15 protein-coding genes are annotated in these 16949 nt (G+C 66.4%); 2 read left to right on the top strand and 13 right to left on the bottom strand.

The window, feature by feature from the left end; all coding sequences use genetic code 11:
• The first annotated feature begins 131 nt into the window (after positions 1 to 131).
• Together Q9K01_RS08810 and Q9K01_RS08805 are read left to right on the top strand one after the other, a co-directional pair.
• Entirely contained in the window at positions 132 to 689 is a 558-nt protein-coding gene (locus Q9K01_RS08810) for a hypothetical protein (RefSeq protein WP_305929837.1), read from the top strand.
• A gap of 125 nt (positions 690 to 814) precedes the next feature.
• Positions 815 to 1609 (top strand): hypothetical protein, encoded by a 795-nt coding sequence (locus Q9K01_RS08805; protein ID WP_305929836.1) that lies wholly within the window; start codon positions 815 to 817, stop codon positions 1607 to 1609.
• Between the two features lie 10 nt (positions 1610 to 1619).
• Here Q9K01_RS08805 and Q9K01_RS08800 read toward each other — a convergent pair whose 3' ends face one another.
• The 13 genes from Q9K01_RS08800 to Q9K01_RS08740 all read right to left on the bottom strand — a co-directional run bounded on the left by Q9K01_RS08800 (position 1620) and on the right by Q9K01_RS08740 (position 16941).
• Positions 1620 to 2264 (bottom strand): trimeric intracellular cation channel family protein, encoded by a 645-nt coding sequence (locus tag Q9K01_RS08800; RefSeq protein WP_305929835.1) that lies wholly within the window; start codon positions 2262 to 2264, stop codon positions 1620 to 1622.
• A gap of 10 nt (positions 2265 to 2274) precedes the next feature.
• Complete coding sequence (locus tag Q9K01_RS08795) at positions 2275 to 2967, bottom strand: hypothetical protein (RefSeq protein WP_305929834.1); 693 nt, start codon at positions 2965 to 2967, stop codon at positions 2275 to 2277.
• Positions 2968 to 2975: 8 nt separating this feature from the next.
• Positions 2976 to 4322 (bottom strand): amidase family protein, encoded by a 1347-nt coding sequence (locus tag Q9K01_RS08790; protein WP_305929833.1) that lies wholly within the window; start codon positions 4320 to 4322, stop codon positions 2976 to 2978.
• A gap of 46 nt (positions 4323 to 4368) precedes the next feature.
• Positions 4369 to 5787 (bottom strand): dihydrolipoyl dehydrogenase, encoded by a 1419-nt coding sequence (lpdA, locus tag Q9K01_RS08785; protein ID WP_305929832.1) that lies wholly within the window; start codon positions 5785 to 5787, stop codon positions 4369 to 4371.
• On the bottom strand, positions 5780 to 6124 hold the full coding sequence (locus tag Q9K01_RS08780) for a hypothetical protein (protein ID WP_305929831.1): 345 nt from the start codon (positions 6122 to 6124) through the stop codon (positions 5780 to 5782). Before Q9K01_RS08780 ends, lpdA begins: the two co-directional genes overlap by 8 nt.
• A gap of 13 nt (positions 6125 to 6137) precedes the next feature.
• Positions 6138 to 7439, bottom strand: coding sequence for a 2-oxoglutarate dehydrogenase complex dihydrolipoyllysine-residue succinyltransferase (gene odhB / locus Q9K01_RS08775; protein WP_305929830.1), 1302 nt, complete (start codon positions 7437 to 7439; stop codon positions 6138 to 6140).
• Between the two features lie 11 nt (positions 7440 to 7450).
• The gene (locus tag Q9K01_RS08770; RefSeq protein WP_305929829.1) at positions 7451 to 10333 is read right to left on the bottom strand and encodes a 2-oxoglutarate dehydrogenase E1 component; all 2883 of its coding nucleotides are present in this window, start codon (positions 10331 to 10333) and stop codon (positions 7451 to 7453) included.
• 98 nt (positions 10334 to 10431) lie between these two features.
• Positions 10432 to 11322 carry a succinate--CoA ligase subunit alpha gene (sucD, locus tag Q9K01_RS08765; RefSeq protein WP_305929828.1) on the bottom strand — a complete coding sequence of 297 codons (891 nt, stop codon included), beginning with the start codon at positions 11320 to 11322 and terminating at the stop codon, positions 10432 to 10434.
• A complete protein-coding gene (locus tag Q9K01_RS08760) occupies positions 11322 to 11846 on the bottom strand; it encodes a hypothetical protein (protein WP_305929827.1) in 525 nt (174 codons plus the stop codon). The genes sucD and Q9K01_RS08760 overlap by 1 nt, the downstream gene beginning before the upstream one ends.
• Before the next feature lie 25 nt (positions 11847 to 11871).
• Positions 11872 to 12834: a malate dehydrogenase gene (mdh, locus tag Q9K01_RS08755; protein WP_305929908.1), complete on the bottom strand. Its 963-nt coding sequence runs from the start codon at positions 12832 to 12834 to the stop codon at positions 11872 to 11874.
• A 318-nt stretch (positions 12835 to 13152) separates the two neighbouring features.
• Complete coding sequence (locus tag Q9K01_RS08750; RefSeq protein WP_305929826.1) at positions 13153 to 15075, bottom strand: putative bifunctional diguanylate cyclase/phosphodiesterase; 1923 nt, start codon at positions 15073 to 15075, stop codon at positions 13153 to 13155.
• A 165-nt stretch (positions 15076 to 15240) separates the two neighbouring features.
• Positions 15241 to 15594 (bottom strand): hypothetical protein, encoded by a 354-nt coding sequence (locus tag Q9K01_RS08745; protein WP_305929825.1) that lies wholly within the window; start codon positions 15592 to 15594, stop codon positions 15241 to 15243.
• A gap of 126 nt (positions 15595 to 15720) precedes the next feature.
• Complete coding sequence (locus tag Q9K01_RS08740) at positions 15721 to 16941, bottom strand: cell wall hydrolase (RefSeq protein ID WP_305929824.1); 1221 nt, start codon at positions 16939 to 16941, stop codon at positions 15721 to 15723.
• Positions 16942 to 16949 lie beyond the last annotated feature (8 nt).

Here is a 16949-nt window from a genome sequence, read left to right as displayed (position 1 = left end):
CCGTTCAGTTTAGGCGCGGTAAAACTGAACGGGTGCTGTCGGTGAAATTCAGCCTCGCCTCACCGCCACTCGCCTAGAACCTCATGTGAAGCCAAAGCACTCCCGCGACGGCCGAGCATGAGGAGCGATCCATGAACACCATCACCAAAGCATTCGCCCGGGGAAGCATGGCCACCGTCGCGGCAGGCGCAATGGCACTGGCATCCGCGACCCCGGCGGTCGCCCGCGACCGCAACGATGGCGGCATCGACGCCGGCGATGTGATCGCCGGAGCCGTCATCCTGGGTGGGATCGCAATCGCCGCCGGGGCGCTGGGCGGGAACAACGATCGTTACGACCGCCGCTACGATGATCGTCGCTACGGCTACGACCGGTACGCCCGCGTCGATCCGCGCGCTGCGGTTCAGCGCTGCGTCGCTGCGGTCGAGAACAACGCCCGCCGCTACGGCTATCGCTACGCCGACGTGACCCAGATCCGCGACGTCGACGACAACCGCAACGGCTTCCGCATCCGCGGCAATCTGGTGGTCGATGGCCAGCGCGGTTACCGGGGCGGGCGCTATGATCGCCATGATCGATACGACCGCCGTGGCTACCAGCGCGCCGATCAGGGCCGCTTCAACTGTCAGGTCGATTATCGCGGCCAGATCCGCGACATAAACTACAACGGCATCCGCGGCCTGCGTTGAGGCTGGCGCCGCCGCGCGCTGGATGAGGTCCCACAAAGGCGGTTCAGGCACGATTTAGCCTGGGCCGCCTACTCATCTCTCGTATTCGCAGGACCGGGGTGGGGCGGTTAGCTTGGGGACATGCCATGATTAGATTCGCTCGTTTCGCCGCCGCTCCCGCCATGCTGGCGGCGCTTTCGCTGACCGCTTCGCCCGCCATGGCGGCCGAGCTGCCCGCTTCCGCCAGCCGCAGCGCCATGGCCGCCGAACTGGCGTGGAACGCGGGCGAGGGCCAGACCTACGATCAATACCGCCGCTATCGCCACGACCGCCGGTACGACCACCGTTATGGGCGCTACGATCGCGGCCGCGTCGATGCGGGCGACATTCTCACCGGGGTCCTGATCCTCGGCGGGATTGCGGCGATCGCCAGTGCCGCGTCGCGGGACAACGAGCGCGAGACGCGATATCCGGACACTCGTTATCCGGATACCAGCTATCGCGGTACCGAACCCACCGGGCTCGATCGCGCGGCGGCCATGTGCGTTGAGCGGATCGAACGAGACGCCCGGGTCGAGAGCGTCGATTCGGTGGATCGCGATGCCCGCGGCTGGCGCGTGACCGGCAGGCTTTACGATGGCGCGGGCTTCAGTTGCGCGATCGATGCCGATGGCCGGATCCGCGCCATCGACCTCGGCAATGGCGAGGCAGCCTATGATGACGGCTATGCGCTCGGCGACGGCTCCGAACCCTATGCGATCGCCCCTGCCGAGGACCGTCAGTACGACGATGCCAGCTACCGCGCGGCCTGGGCCAATGTCGCTGCGGAGCCGACCTTGCCGGCTACGCGCAACCAGCCGCTCCCCGCCTATCCCGGCGGTCCGCTCCCTGGCGATCTCGAACAGGACGAGATCGGCAGCGAATATCCCGGCGGCTACTGAGTATCAGTCCTTACGAATCGCTATTCGTTGCCGACAAGGGGTCGCGATAGGCAGGCAGCGCCAGTTTCCAGTGGATCGCCGCGGCGCGCAGCGCGTAGCCGGCGGTGACCGCGACGACCCAGACCCAGCCGCGCTGCAGCGGGATCATCTCGCCCACTACCGCAAGCGTGGCGGAGAGCGCGGCCGCGGTCACGTAGAGCTCGGGGCGCATGATGATCGACGGGCGCCCGGCGATCATGTCGCGAATGATCCCGCCCACGGTCCCGGTGACCACCCCCATCAGGATCGCGGGGATCGGCGGGACCCCGTAGCTGAGCGCCTTGGCGGCGCCGATCACCGCATAGGCGGTGAGCCCCAGCCCATCGGCGAAATCGAGCAGCTTGCCGTCCCACCAGCGGGTCGGGGTGAACCAGGTCAGCAGCGCGGTGCCGAGGCACACCGCCGCGACCCAGGGGTGGCCGATCCAGAACACCGGTGCGCCAATCAGCAGATCGCGCACCGTCCCACCGCCGACACCCGTCACCAGCGCGAAGAAGCCCATGGTGACGAAGGTCTGCTGCTCGCGCGCCGCAACCAGCGCCCCGGTCAGCGCGAAGATGCCGATCCCGATCAGGTCGAGCCAGTCGAGCACGGGGGTGAGGATTTCCTGGTTCATGCGCGCCCGATCACGAGACCGGCCGGGCCCGCCGGCGGCGGAACAGCAGCGCCGTGCCGAGCAGCGTTCCCATCAGCGCCAGTCCCGCGAACAGGATCAGCACCGGATGGCTGGTGTCCTCGCGCGCCTCCAGATCCATGATGTGGAGGCCCCACATCAGATCGAACACCCGCCAGAAGCGGGTCCGCACCGCCTCGATCTCGCCGCTCTCGATCCCGACATAGACATGGGTGCCGTCCTCCAGCGCGACCTGCCACGTGGGGAGCGCGCGGCGGAAGTCGAACGGCGGCTCGTCCGCCTCGAAGCGCGTCACCGAAGCAATCGCATCGCCGCCGGCGATCCGCTCAGCCACCAGCAGCCGCGCTTCGACATCGGTCACCGGACCCATCTTGCTACCATCGGCGCGGAAGCGGTCGCTGGTGCCGTCGAGATAGGTGAGCCGGGTTATCGTATCGCCCCGCTCGACCTGCGTCGAGACCGTGCGCACCGGCTTCGCGCTGCCTTCGAGTGAGACCGCGATCCGAGCATCGGCGGGCAGCGCCTGCTCCTCGACCGGCAGGCGCAGATGCTCACCGCGCACCTGCTCGATCGGGCGCGCAACCATGACCAGTCCGCTCAGCGTCCACATCACCAGCGGCACCGCGATGGCCCAGCCGAGCCAGATGTGCCAGCGCGCGAAGCGCTGCATGAGTTTGGGGTGCATCGCGGAGCCTAGCTGTGGAGGATGAGGCCGATGCTGCGCGCCGCGGCGATACAGTCGAGGTCGCCCCAGAGAGGGCCGATGACCTGCATCCCGCAGGGTAGGCCGTCGCTCTCGCCCACCGGAAGTACGGTGGCGGGCAGGTTGGGGAAGCTGGCCAAGCCCGCCCAAGCCAATCCATCGGCGGCGTGGCGGCTCGTGCCGTCGATCGTTGCCGTGCCCTTGAAATAGGCTTCGTCGCGATGTTCGAAGGCGAGCGTCGGCGCGGGCGGAGCGAGGACGAAATCGTAATGCTCGAACAGCGCGCTCCACGCCGCGGCATTGACCGCCTGCGCATCGAGCAGGGCGAACCATTCGCTGGCGCTCGCGCTTGTGCCATCGGGGGCCGGTGCGCCGCGCGCCATCGCAATGGCGAGCATTTTCATATAGGTGGAATGCTGGCGCGCGAGATCGGGGAGGTGGTCGCTCGATCGCTCGATCCGCACGCCCGCGCGCTCAAGCTCCTTCGCCGCCGCTTCGATCGGCTCGCGAACCGAAGCATCCACCGGGCTGGCCGGGTGGCCCATCAGCAGCAGCATGCGGCATTCGCGCAGCGGCTTGCCGCGCGTCGGGAGCGGCCGCTGGCCGGTGATCCGGACCAGCACCTCAAGATCCTCGCCATTGCGCGCCAGCGGGCCGACGACGCCGAGCACTCCATCGTGAGCGCCCGCGAAGCCGTGGCTGGTGGAGAGTGCGGGGTGATAATGCCCCTGCAGGTTGATCAGCCCCCAGCTCGCCTTGTGCCCCCAGATGCCGCAGAAATGCGCCGGCACGCGGATCGAACCGCCGATGTCGCTGCCGAATTCGCAGGCCACCATCCCGCTCGCCACCGCCGCCGCCGCGCCGCCCGAGGAACCGCCCGGCGATCGCTCGTGATCGTGCGGGTTGCTGGTGCGGCCGTGGACCGGATTGTTCGACTGCCAATCGGCGAGATCGGGGGGAATATTCGTCTTGCCCAGAAAGATCGCACCCGCGCGTTTCAGCCGCTCGACCACCTCGGCATCGCGGCTGGCGATGTTGCCCGCGTAGCGCTCGTGGCCCCAGGAGGTCGGGAGCCCTTCGATATCGAAGCTTTCCTTGATCGTCATCGGGACGCCGAACAGCGGCTGGTCGGCGCGTGCCGTTTGCCCGTCGAGCGCGCTGGCGGTCTCGCGGGCGCGCTCGAAATCGCACACCACCACCGCGTTGATCTTGGCATCCAGCTTCTCGATCCGCGCGATGGCGTGCCCGACCGCCTCGCGCGGCGACAATTCTCCCGCACGGATCGCCGCCGCGGTCTCCAATGCCCCGGGTTTGTCGGTCAGTGTCGGATAGGCCATGCCAGAGGCTCCTTTCCCGCCTTCCTAGGCGGGTAGGGCAGGCCGATCAAATATGAATCGGCTTGCCCTGGACCGCCATGGCGGCTTCCTTGATCGCTTCCGAATGGGTCGGGTGAGCGTGGCAGGTGTAGGCGATATCCTCGCTGGTGGCGCCGAATTCCATCGCCTGCGTCGCCTGCTGGATCATCGTGCCCGCGACGCTGGCGATCGCCCAAACGCCCAGAACCCGGTCGCTCTCGGCCTCGGCGATCACCTTCACGAAGCCGTCGGGCTCGTGATTGGTCTTGGCGCGGCTGTTGGCCATCATCGGGAACTTGCCGATCTTCACCTTGGCCTTGTCGCCGCCCATCTGCTCGATCGCCTGTTCGGTGGTGAGGCCGATCCCGGCGATTTCGGGCCAGGTGTAGACGACGCTGGGGATCAGCGCGTGATTGACGATCCCCGTCTGCCCCGCGATGTTCTCGGCCACCGCGATGCCTTCGTCCTCGGCCTTGTGCGCCAGCATCGGTCCCGGAACGACATCGCCGATGGCCCAGATGCCCTCAACCGAGGTGCGGAAATCGTGATCGATTGCGATCTGGCCGCGATTGTTGGGCTCCAGCCCGATCGCCTCGAGACCGAGGCCCTTGGTGTTGGGCTTGCGCCCGATCGAGACCAGCACGCAGTCGGCGGTCATCGTCTCGGCTTCGCCGCCGGCCGAGGGTTCCAGCGTCAGCGTCGCGGTCTTGCCCTTGACCGTCACCCCGGTGACCTTGGTCGAGAGCCTGAACTCGATACCCTGCTTCTTGAAGATCTTGCGCGATTCCTTGCGGATGTCGCCATCCATGCCGGGCAGGATCTCGTCGAGAAATTCGACGCAGACCACTTCGGCCCCGAGCCGGCGCCACACCGAGCCGAGCTCCAGCCCGATCACCCCGCCGCCGATGACGACCATCTTCTTGGGCACCTGCGCCAGTTCCAGCGCGCCGGTGGAATCCACCACCACGCCCTTGTCGTTGTCGACCTCGACCCCGGGGAGCGGGGTGACCGAGGAGCCCGTGGCGATGACGATGTCCTTCGCGGTGACGGTCTCGTCACCGATCTTGACGGTGTGCGCGTCCTGGAAGGTCGCGTAACCCTTCTTCCAGTCGACCTTGTTCTTCTTGAACAGGAATTCAATCCCGCCGGTGAGCGAGGTTACCGCATCGCGGCGTTGGGCATGCATCGCCTCGAGGTTGAGCTTGGGAGTGACCTCGACGCCCATCGACGCCATCGTGCCATTGGCGGCGGCGTCGAAATATTCGCTGGCGTGCAGCATCGCCTTGGAGGGGATGCAGCCGACGTTGAGACAGGTCCCGCCCAGCGTCTCGCGCCCTTCGGCGCAAGCGGTCTTCAATCCGAGCTGCGCCGCGCGGATCGCGGCTACATAGCCGCCGGGTCCGCTGCCGATGATCAGGACGTCGTAATCGTAAGTATGGTCAGCCACCGATTTCCTCCGCTGGCAATGTCTGTGTCGAATTCGGGTTCGTCCCGCCGGTACGCGCGGTGCACGCATTCACGATGCCTTCCACGTTCTCGCGCGTGGCATCCTCCAGCGTGAGATCGGGATCGTCCATGAAGGTGTCGGCGCTGCACCGGCACACTTCCGAAACTCTTCCCGCAACGATGCCCATGTTCTCCGCGATCTGTTCGCATTGGGTCGCGACGACGTTGCGGACCTCGCCTTCGACAGCTTCTCCGGCAATCTGCGTCGCCGCATCGCATGCGGTCAGCGATCCGGCGAACAGCAGGAGGGCGAGGGGTCGGGTCAGTCTGGCGATCATGTTCCGCTCTCTATCACAGATCGATCAGCATCCGGGTGGGATCCTCGATCGCCTCCTTGATGATCTTGAGCGCGGTCACCGCCTCGCGGCCGTCGATCAGGCGATGGTCGTAGGACAGCGCCAGATACATCATCGGGCGCACCACGATCTCTCCATCCACCACCACCGCGCGATCCTCGATCCGGTGCAGGCCGAGCACCGCGCTTTGCGGCGGGTTGATGATCGGGGTGCTCATCAGCGAACCGAACACGCCGCCGTTGGAGATGGTGAAGGTCCCGCCCTTCATGTCTTCCATGGTGAGCTTGCCGTCCTTGGCGCGCGCACCGAAATCGGCGATGTCCTTCTCGATCCGCGCGAAGCCCTTCTTGTCGGCATCGCGGATCACCGGGACGACCAGACCGTTGGGGGCGCTGACCGCCACCGAGATGTCGACATAGTCGTGATAGACGATCTCGTCGCCCTCGATATAGGCGTTGGCCGAAGGGACATCCTTCAACGCGAGGCACGCTGCCTTGGCAAAAAAGCCCATGAAGCCGAGCCTGATGTCATGCTTCTTGGCGAACAGGTCCTTGTATTTGGTGCGCGCCTCGATGACCGCGCTCATGTCGCAATCGTTGAAGGTGGTGAGCAGCGCGGCCTCTTCCTGCGCGCCCTTGAGGCGGCGGGCGATGGTCTGGCGCATCCGGGTCATCTTGACCCGCTCCTCGCGGCGCTCGCCCCCGGCACCTTCACCGCCATCGGAACTTGCCGAGGGCGTCGAAGCGGTCGCGGCCTGATCCGGCGCGGCATCGCCGATCGATCCTCCTGCCGAGCCCTTCTTCTTGGCTTCGGCGGCGGCGACCACGTCTTCCTTGGTCAGGCGACCGTCCTTGCCGGTGCCTTCGATGGTCGAAGGATCGACCCCGTGCTCGAGCACCGCGCGGCGCACCGCGGGGGAGAGCGTCTGCGCGCTGTCGCGGGCCTGCTCCTTGGCCGCCGCGGAAGCGGGAGCGGCTTTGTCGGCCTCGCGCTTCTCCTTGCCGTCCTCGCGCTGTTCGTACGCGCGGGCAGCTTCATCGCCCTTGGCGGCGGGTGCGGCGCCTTCCTCGACGATCGCGATCACCGCGCCCACTTCGACCGTGTCGCCTTCCTCGGCTTTCAGTTCCTTGATCACGCCGGCCACCGGCGAGGGGACCTCGACCGCGACCTTGTCGGTCTCGAGGCTGACGATCGGTTCGTCGACCGCGACGGCATCGCCGGGCTTCTTGAGCCACTCGCCGATCGTTCCTTCGGTAACCGATTCGCCCAGGGTCGGGACTTGGATTTCCTTGGCCATGATGTGTGTCCTCAGCCCTTATTCGTCTTAGAGTTGGTGTCGGATTGGGAGTTCGCGCCGGATTGCGAATTGCTCTGGCGCAGCGCTGCGCCGCCGTCGTTGAGACCCAGCGCCATGCTGACCAGCGCGCGCTGCTGCTCCTCGTGCCTGCGGGCATAGCCCGTCGCCGGCGAGGCCGCCACTTCGCGACCGGCATAGGACGGTCGCATGCCCTCGTGTCCCGCCTGCGTCAGCGCATCCTCGATGCGGTTCTGGACGAAGAACCAGCTGCCGTTGTTCTGCGGCTCTTCCTGACACCAGACCACGCTTTCCAGATTGCTCATCCGCGACAGCCGCGCCGCCAGCGGATCGCCGGGGAAGGGGTAGATCTGCTCGATCCGGATGATCGAGACGTCGTCGAGCCCTTCCTCGTCGCGCTTTTCGATCAGATCGTAGGCGACCTTTCCCGAACACAGCACGACACGGCGAACCTTGTCGTCGGCGATCTCGAGCGGGTCGGACAGGATCCGCCTGAAGTGCGACTTGCCGGTGAAATCGCCCATCGCGCTCTTCGCCATGGGATGGCGCAGCAGGCTCTTGGGGGTCATGATCACCAGCGGCTTGCGGAAGGAGCGCAGCATCTGGCGGCGAAGTACATGAAAGTAATTCGCCGGCGAGGTGATGTTGCAGACCTGGATATTGTCGTTCGCGCAAAGCTGCAGGAAGCGCTCGAGCCGGGCCGAGCTGTGTTCCGGACCCTGGCCCTCGTAGCCATGCGGCAGCAGCATCACGAGCCCGTTGGCGCGCAGCCATTTGGCTTCGCCGCTGGCGATGAACTGGTCGATGATGATCTGCGCGCCATTGGCGAAATCGCCGAACTGCGCTTCCCACATCACGAGCGTCTTGGGATCGGCCAGCGCGAAGCCGTATTCGAAACCGAGCACGCCGTATTCGGACAGGATGGAATCGTAGACCTCGAACTTGCCGTGCGGCAGCGTGGAGAGCGGGATGTACTTGCTCTCGTCGTTCTGATCGACCCAGATCGCATGCCGCTGGCTGAAGGTGCCGCGGCCGGAATCCTGACCCGACAGACGCACCCCGAAGCCCTCGGTGACGAGGCTGCCGAAGGCGAGCGCCTCGGCGGTGGCCCAGTCGAAGCCTTCGCCCTTGTCGAACATGTCGCGCTTGGCCTTGAGCACGCGGCCAAGCGTCTTGTGAATGGTGACATCCTCGGGGACGGTGGTGAGCGTTCGGCCGAGGCTGGCGAACAGCTTGTCCGAAACCGCGGTCTCGACGTTGCGGCGCGCGGTCTCGGGATCGGCGGGCTTGTTCAGCCCGGCCCAGCGCCCGCCGAACCAGTCGGCCTCGTCGGGGGTGTAATCCTTGGCCGCGGCGAATTCCGCCTCGAGCCTGTCGTTGAACTCGTCGCACAGCCCGTCGCGGTCGCCCGCTGCGATCACGCCTTCGCGCTCGAGCCGGTCGCCGTAGATCACGCTGACCTTGGGATGCGCGCGGATGGAGTCGTACATCAGCGGCTGGGTGAAGCTGGGTTCGTCGCCCTCATTATGGCCGAAGCGGCGATAGCACCACATGTCGATCACGATGTCGCGCCCGAAGGTGTGGCGGTATTCGACCGCGAGCTTGCAGGCGAAGGTCACCGCTTCGGGATCGTCGCCATTGACGTGGAGGATCGGCGCCTGGACGCCCTTGGCCACATCGGAGGGGTAGGGCGAGGAGCGCGCGAATTTGGGGCTGGTGGTGAAGCCGATCTGGTTGTTGATCACGAAATGGATGCACCCGCCGGTGTCGTAGCCGCGGATCCCCGAAAGGCCGAAGCATTCCCAGACGATGCCCTGACCCGCGAAGGCGGCATCGCCGTGGATCAGCACCGGAAGCACCTGCTCGTGCTTGGTCAGATCGTCGCGATTGGCCTGCTGGGCGCGCGCCTTGCCCAGCACCACCGGATTGACCGCCTCGAGATGGCTGGGGTTGGGAACGAGGCTCATATGCACCGTGATCCCGTCGAATTCGCGATCGGTGCTGGTGCCGAGGTGGTATTTGACATCGCCCGAACCGCCGACATCGTCGGGGTTGGAACTGCCGCCCTGAAACTCGTGGAAGATGACCTTGTAGGGCTTGGCCATGACGTTCGCGAGCACGTTGAGACGCCCGCGGTGAGCCATGCCGTAGATGATCTCGCGCACGCCCAGCTGGCCGCCGTATTTGATCACCGCTTCCAGCGCCGGGATCATGCTCTCGCCGCCATCGAGACCGAAGCGCTTGGTGCCGACGTATTTCTTGCCGAGGAACTGCTCGTACTGCTCGCCGCGGATCACGGCGGCGAGGATCGCGCGCTTGCCTTCCTCGGTGAACTGGATGGTTTCTTCGGGCGTCTCGAAATGGTCCTGCAGGAAGCGGCGCTCCTCGGTGTCCGAGATGTGCATGTATTCCAGCCCGACCTTGCCGCAATAGGTCGCGCGCAGCGTGTCGTAGAGCTTGCCGACGGTGACCCATTCGAAGCCGAACACACCGCCGACATAGACCTCGCGATCTTCCTGGCCCGCGAACTCGTGCCATTCGAGGCTGAGATCCTCGGGCTCCTCGCGATGCGACAGCCCCAGCGGATCGAGATCGGCGGCGAGATGGCCGCGGACGCGATAGAGCCGGATCAGCAGCATGGCGCGGATCGAATCGTCCGCCGCGCGCTCGATCGCCTTGGGGTCGGCGGGCTTGCCGGCCTGCTTCGCCGCCTGCGCGACCGCGAGCCGCATCTGCGTCGGGTCGAGCCCCTGCGTCCAGTCGTCGCCGGCACCCGAACTTTCCTGCCGCCAGCGCGGATTGTCCCAGCTGGGCCCGGGCTGGGGGCCGTCCTGGCCGCTCATCTCGGGAAGGAAATCGTGGTTCTCGTTACCCATGAGGGTCACCTTTCGCACCGGTCGTCATGACGGCATTATAGGGGCAATGCCCGGGCGGCGCGGACGGTCCCTCGAAACCGGGCCGTCCGCGCCCCGCTTCAGGCGTTTTCCTTGAGCATCGCGTCGAGCGTGGTGCCCAGCTCGCTGGGCGAGGGCGAGACGCGGATGCCGGCGGCTTCCATCGCCGCGATCTTGTCGTCGGCGCCGCCCTGGCCGCCCGAGACGATCGCGCCTGCGTGGCCCATGCGGCGGCCCGGAGGCGCGGTGCGTCCGGCGATGAAGCCGACCATCGGCTTCTTGCGGCCCTTGGCGGCTTCCTGCTTGATGAACTCGGCCGCTTCCTCTTCCGCGCTGCCGCCGATCTCGCCGATCATGATGATCGACTTGGTGGCATCGTCGTCGAGGAACAGGTCGAGCACGTCGATGAAATTGGTCCCGTTGACCGGATCCCCGCCGATCCCGACCGCGGTGGTCTGGCCCAGACCGACCATGGTCGTCTGGTGGACGGCTTCATAGGTCAGCGTACCCGAGCGGCTGACCACGCCGACCGAGCCCTTCTGGAAGATCGAGCCGGGCATGATGCCGATCTTGCACTCGCCGGGCGTCAGCACGCCGGGGCAGTTGGGGCCGATCAGCCGCGACTTGGTGCCCTCGAGCGCGGCCTTGACCTTGACCATGTCGAGCACGGGAATGCCCTCGGTGATGCAGACGATCAGTTCGATCTCGGCATCGATCGCCTCGCAGATCGCGTCGGCGGCGAAGGGCGGCGGGACATAGATGCACGACGCGGTCGCACCGGTCTCGGCCTTGGCCTCGCGCACGGTGTTGAAATTGGGCAGGCCGATGTGCGTCGTGCCGCCTTTGCCCGGCGTCACGCCCGCAACCATCTGCGTCCCGTAATCGAGCGCCTGCTGCGTGTGGAACGTACCGGTGTCGCCGGTCATGCCCTGGGTGATGACCTTGGTGTCTTTGTTTACGAGGATGGACATTATAGATTCCCTTCTGGATCCGGGATGACTTTTGCGGGTGCGATGAAAAACATTACGCGAGTTTGGTCAGTTACCTTCGGCTTCGTGAGCGTAAGGAAGGTGTAAGCCCATCCGTCGGCTTCGGCCTCGGCTTGATCAGGAGTCTCGGTCTCGAACGCTACACCAAGCTCGCTGGCAATTCGATTTTTTGCCGCTTCCGCGATTGCCTCGCCATTTACCCAGCCGATGATGAGGCAAACTCTGTCGGTCCCGTCGGCATTGCCGGCGATGGTGATGCTCGCTCCGTTGGCCTTCTTGCCGAACATGGTTTGATCTTGCGGCTTGACAGCACTGGTAGAAAGTTGCCGCCAACCCAATTCCCGGACTTTTGCCGTGTCGAAGGATTGGCTCGCTTTACTCGCCTCGCAAGTCTGAACTGCATCCAGCAGATGGTCTGCCGTAGCCGCCCGAAAGCTCTGTCGTTTAGCTTCCGCCCCCTCTTGCCCATGCGCCACCGAGCCGAGCGCCAAGGCCGAGATGGCCAACGCAGAAGCTAGCTTACGAAGACTCTCAAGCAAGGCTGCTGTCCAGCCCCTTGCAGGCTTCGAGCAGTTCCTCGACCGCATCGACGCTGACCTGGAAGCCCTTCCTGGCTTCCTCGTCCAGCGCGATCTCGACGATCCGTTCGACGCCGCCGGCACCGATCACCACGGGCACGCCGACATAAAGATCGTCCACGCCGTACTGGCCGGTCAGATGCGCCGCGGCGGGGAGGACGCGCTTCTTGTCCTTGAGATAGCTCTCGGCCATCTGGATGGCGCTGGTGGCGGGGGCGTAGAAGGCCGAGCCGTTGCCCAGCAGCGCCACGATCTCGCCGCCGCCCTTGCGGGTGCGATCGACGATCGCATCCATCTTTTCCTGCGTCGACCAACCCATCTTGATGAGGTCGGGCACGGGGATGCCCGCGACGGTCGAATATTCCAGGATCGGCACCATGGTGTCACCGTGCCCGCCGAGCACGAAGGCGGTGACGTCTTCCATGCTGACGTCGAATTCCTCGGCGAGGAAGTGGCGGAAGCGTGCGCTATCGAGCACGCCGGCCATGCCGACCACCTTGTTGTGCGGGAGGCCCGAGAATTCGCGCAGCGCCCAGACCATCGCGTCCAATGGGTTGGTGATGCAGATCACGAAGGCGTCGGGGCAGTTGGCCCTGATGCCTTCGCCGACCGCCTTCATCACCTTGAGGTTGATGCCGAGCAGATCGTCGCGGCTCATGCCGGGCTTGCGCGGCACGCCGGCGGTGACGATCACCACATCCGCGCCCGCGATATCCTTGTAGTCGCTGGTGCCCTTGAGCTTGGCGTCGAAGCCTTCGACCGGACCGGCCTGGCTCAGATCGAGCGCCTTGCCCGCGGGCATGCCTTCGGCGATGTCGAACAGGACGATGTCGCCCATTTCCTTCATCGCGGCGAGATGGGCGAGCGTGCCGCCGATCATGCCGGCGCCGACGAGTGCGATCTTGTTGCGGGCGATTGTCTTGCTGGCCATGCGGGTGGTGCGTCCTTTTGAACCTGCGGGACGGGATCCTGCCGAACTGGCGCGCATCCGCATCCCGCGTGGATGCAGCGCCGGGCGTGTGCCCTGCGGGTTAGGCGGCGCCCCACCCGATTGCAACCGGAAAACCAGAGGCTTGCGGCACTATCTTTGCGATTGGTTCGCAATTGCAATAGGGGCGTGCGCAGCCGCTCCGCCCTCGCGGAAAGGAGCGCACTGAATCAGACGAGCGGGCTCGCGAGAGGTTCCCGACGAAGAGGTTCGCCGGCCACCGGGTTGCGGTCGCCCGAGAGCGGCTCAGCCCGTCTGCGTCTTGATATGAGTATGGTGCTCCTGCGCCAGCAACATGGCGGCGAGGTAATCGGGCACCGCGCGGCTGAAATAGAAGCCTTGGCCAAGCGTACAGCCCGCATCGCGCACCGCCTGGACCTGCTCGATGGTCTCGAGCCCTTCGGCGACGATGGTCATGTCGAGCGTGGCCGCCATCTGGGAGACCGCGCGGATGATCGCATCGCTCTTGCGCCCGACATGAGGGCCCGAAACGAAGCTGCGATCGACCTTGATCTTCGAAAACGGCCAATTGTGGATGTAGGCGAGCGAAGAATAGCCCGTGCCGAAATCGTCGAGCGCGAATTGCACCCCGACCTTCGACAGCACCTCCACGAAGCTGCGCACCACCGGGCTGTCTTCGAGGAACAGGCTTTCGGTCACTTCCAGCTCGAGCCGGGCAGGGTCGAGCTGGGCTTCCTTGAGCGCCTTGAGGATCCCCACCGCCGCGCCCGGCGCCTTGATCTGTAGCGGCGAGAGATTGACCGCAAGCGTCACATCGGCGGGCCATTGCGCCGCCGCCCGCGCCGCCTGCGCGGTGATCCAGTTTCCGAGCGCGACGATCACGCCCGATTCCTCGGCCACGGGGATGAATTCGTCGGGCTTGAGTTCGCCCTTCTCGGGATGGAACCAGCGGACCAGTGCTTCGAAGGTCCGGATCCGGCCGGTTTCCAGATCGACGATCGGCTGGAAGAAGATCGACAGCTCGTCGCGCTGCAGCGCCAGCCGCAGCTCGGCCTCGATCTCGCGGCGGCGCACGAGTTCGCGGGTCATCGTCGCATCGAAGAAGCAGGCCTGGTTCTTGCCATTGGCCTTGGCGCGATAGAGCGCCAGATCGGCCGCCTTCATCAGCGCATCGGCATCCTTGCCGTCGTCGGGAAGGCAGGCGATGCCGATCGAGGCCTGCATTTCCAGACGCTCGCCGTCGAGCCCGATCGGGCGGGTGATCTCGTCCTGGACGAGCGCTGCAATCTTTTCGCAGGCATGCTTGTCGGCCACGCGGGTGCAGATGACGAATTCGTCGCCGCCGAAGCGGGCGATCGTGTCGCCCGCAGGCAGGGTGGCGCGCAACCGTCGGCCGATCTCGGCCAGCACCCGGTCGCCGGTCTGATGGCCGAGCAGGTCGTTGACCTCCTTGAACCGGTCGAGGTCGATCCAGAATAGTCCCAGCGCCGCTTCGGCAGGCAGATCGACCAGCGCCTCGACCAGCGCGTGGTTGAGCCCTGCGCGATTGGCGAGGCCGGTGACCACGTCGGTGCGCGCGAGCACCTGCATCCGCTCGGCAAGCGCCTGGCTGCGTTCGGCTTCGGCGATCGATTCGCGCAGCACCTTGAAGACGTTCAGCGTGATCGACGACATAGCGGGCAGCAGCAGGAGCAAATTGACCGCCAGAAGGACCATCGCCAGCCCGCCGAGCATGATACAGGCAAGCATGATCGGAAGCACCACCAGCAGGAGCTGGCCCAGCGCGATGACGGGCCGCCCGGCGTTGCGCGCGCAGATGCCGATGCCGTAGCCCAGTGCGTTGGCCACCATCAGCAGCTCGATGCCCACGGGAAGTTCCATCAGCATCGTCGCTGCCGCGACCAGCCCGAGCACCAGCGAATAGGCGAAGGCGCCGACTTCGTAGGCGATCTCGAGCTTGCGGACGTCGCCAGACCCGGTGTGCGCCGGCAGGTAGAACGCCATCGCCACGCGGGCGATCGCTACCGCAGTAAGGGCTGCCGCGAGAATGAACAGCAAGCGCTCGCCGCCGAGAAACGCGGCGACGGCGCTCGAGATCGCGCCATTGGCGGCGCCGATCGCGAGGCTGGTCGGTTGGGTGTAGAGCGTGCGGACAAGCAGCATACGGACCCGGTCGCTCAGCGCGTCCGTGCCTTCCCGATGGGGCAAGAACCTTTCGAGGCTCCTTCGTGGCCTGGTGTTCGCCATCACATGGCTATAGGCACACAGACATCATAATTTGGTTAAGACCGAAACGGAGGTTTTACCCGCCGCGCTTGGAATATCGCGACCCGGACCTCCGCCGACCCGGCGCCTCTCGCCTCGCAGACCGGCTCAGCCGATCAGCGTCTCCCCGGTGCTGCGATCAACGGTGCTGCGGTCGAGATCCGCGGCGAGGCGGCGGTCGAGCGCGCGGCATACGCCCAGCCACCAGCGGTAGCCTTGACCATCGCCGCTGAAGAACGCCCGCTCCGCCTGCTTGCGCGCCTCGCGGGCGGCGCCCAGTCCATGTTCGGCGAAGTGGCGCAGCGCGGCCTTGAGCATGAAATCCTGCCCGCCCATCGCTCCGGCGGGATCGGTCTCGGCGCAAGGGTTGTCGTTGGCGGCGCGCCCGAGCGCTTTTTTGGCCAGCGCGCGGGCGATCGGCGAATGCGCGGTCGAGCGGGCGGCGGCGAAATGGAACGACATCGGAACAAGTCTCCTGGAGGCCTGATCGTGATCTAAGCGCCTCTTCCTAAAACAATCTTCGGAAGGAGGGTTTCCAACCTGTGAACGCGGTTGTTGGCCTGGACCTTGGCGGGGGCCTTGGCTGGCCTAGCGGGCTGCGGGCGCCTTGCCGGGCTGGGCGATCCACTGGCCGCTGCGGCGGTATTCCGCCTTGACCGTGCCGCCGTCGGGAAGCCGATCGTCGACCCTGGGCGCACGCGCCGGCTCGACCGGCCCATTGCCGGGCGGGGCCGAGAAAGCTTCGTTGGGCGCGGGCGGAGTGGCGAAGCTGCGCGGCGCGGGTGTGTCCGGCGTGCCGGAGGCGACCGGCTCCGCGCTCTCGGCGGTGCGCGGACGCGGCGCGGCGAAGGGTTCGCCGCCGCGATAGCTCATGGTGAAGGCATCGACCTGGCCCGCGCGGCCCTTCCAGCGATAGAAGCGGTGCGCGCCGATCGAGCCAATCAGGTCGAGGCTGGGCGCCCAATAGGGGTTCACCGCATGGGTGTGGTAGTGCGTCGCGGTGCCCACGGCGGCGAACACCTGGCCCGACAGCGCCGACAGCGCCACCGATTGCGCGGTCGCCCAGCTCGCGCGCGCGGGCTGACGCGCCAGGCTGCCGTCGCAGGTGAAGGTGAACTGGCAGCCGGTCCTGCGCTCCGATCCCTGGAACACCACTCCGCAGACGCTCGCGGGGTAGGCCGGATGCGCCACCCGATTGAGCACCACCTGCGCCACCGCGCGCTGGCCGTCGTAGCTCTCGCTCGCCGCCTCGTAATAGACCGCCATCGACAGGCATTGCAGCGCCCGCGCGCGGTCCACCGCCGAACCCGCCGACTGGAACGCGCGCGCCGCAAGCCCGGGATCGTGGCTCTGCGCGAAACGGATCGTGTCGCCCTGCACCGCCTCGGGCGAGCGCAGATCGTCGAGATCGTAGCCCTGCCCGGAGACATCCCCGGGAACACCGTCGAGATAGTAGAAGGCCGAGCCGGGAAAATTGGTGTCCGCGCGCTCGAACGGCATCGCGGCCAGCGGCGCGCTCTCGCTGCCGACACCGAAGGCGCGAGCCGTGAGATCGTCCAGACCCAGCGGCGCGGCCAGCGCAGGCACCGCCACCGCGATCGTCAGCGCGCCAACCGCGGCGAAGCGCCGGCGCAGCAACGAGCTGTGCGCCGTGCGCCGCCTGCGGCTGGCGGCGCGCCGGGCGACGCGCTCGGCACCGCGCCGCGCGGCCTCGTCGGCATCGCGCAGGGAGTGAGGCCCAGAACCCGAGGCGGACAGACGAGCAGGCTCGCGGGGATCGCTCCCCGGTACCGCGCCTGTGTCTGTCATGCCGTGCC

The organism is Qipengyuania benthica, from assembly GCF_030717865.1.
GTDB classification, from domain to species: Bacteria; Pseudomonadota; Alphaproteobacteria; order Sphingomonadales; family Sphingomonadaceae; genus Qipengyuania; species Qipengyuania benthica.
This window is presented reverse-complemented; position numbering and strand designations above follow the sequence as displayed.

Bases quoted from the DNA above. Each gene is read 5' to 3' on its own strand.
- Q9K01_RS08800 (WP_305929835.1), bottom strand. From the start codon at position 2,264: ATGAACCAGGAAATCCTCACCCCCGTGCTCGACTGGCTCGACCTGATC.
- Q9K01_RS08740 (WP_305929824.1), bottom strand. From the start codon at position 16,941: ATGACAGACACAGGCGCGGTACCGGGGAGCGATCCCCGCGAGCCTGCT.
- Q9K01_RS08770 (WP_305929829.1), bottom strand. From the start codon at position 10,333: ATGGGTAACGAGAACCACGATTTCCTTCCCGAGATGAGCGGCCAGGAC.
- sucD (WP_305929828.1), bottom strand. From the start codon at position 11,322: ATGTCCATCCTCGTAAACAAAGACACCAAGGTCATCACCCAGGGCATG.
- Q9K01_RS08795 (WP_305929834.1), bottom strand. From the start codon at position 2,967: ATGCACCCCAAACTCATGCAGCGCTTCGCGCGCTGGCACATCTGGCTC.
- odhB (WP_305929830.1), bottom strand. From the start codon at position 7,439: ATGGCCAAGGAAATCCAAGTCCCGACCCTGGGCGAATCGGTTACCGAA.
- Q9K01_RS08780 (WP_305929831.1), bottom strand. From the start codon at position 6,124: ATGATCGCCAGACTGACCCGACCCCTCGCCCTCCTGCTGTTCGCCGGA.
- Q9K01_RS08790 (WP_305929833.1), bottom strand. From the start codon at position 4,322: ATGGCCTATCCGACACTGACCGACAAACCCGGGGCATTGGAGACCGCG.
- Q9K01_RS08810 (WP_305929837.1), top strand. From the start codon at position 132: ATGAACACCATCACCAAAGCATTCGCCCGGGGAAGCATGGCCACCGTC.
- Q9K01_RS08745 (WP_305929825.1), bottom strand. From the start codon at position 15,594: ATGTCGTTCCATTTCGCCGCCGCCCGCTCGACCGCGCATTCGCCGATC.
- Q9K01_RS08805 (WP_305929836.1), top strand. From the start codon at position 815: ATGATTAGATTCGCTCGTTTCGCCGCCGCTCCCGCCATGCTGGCGGCG.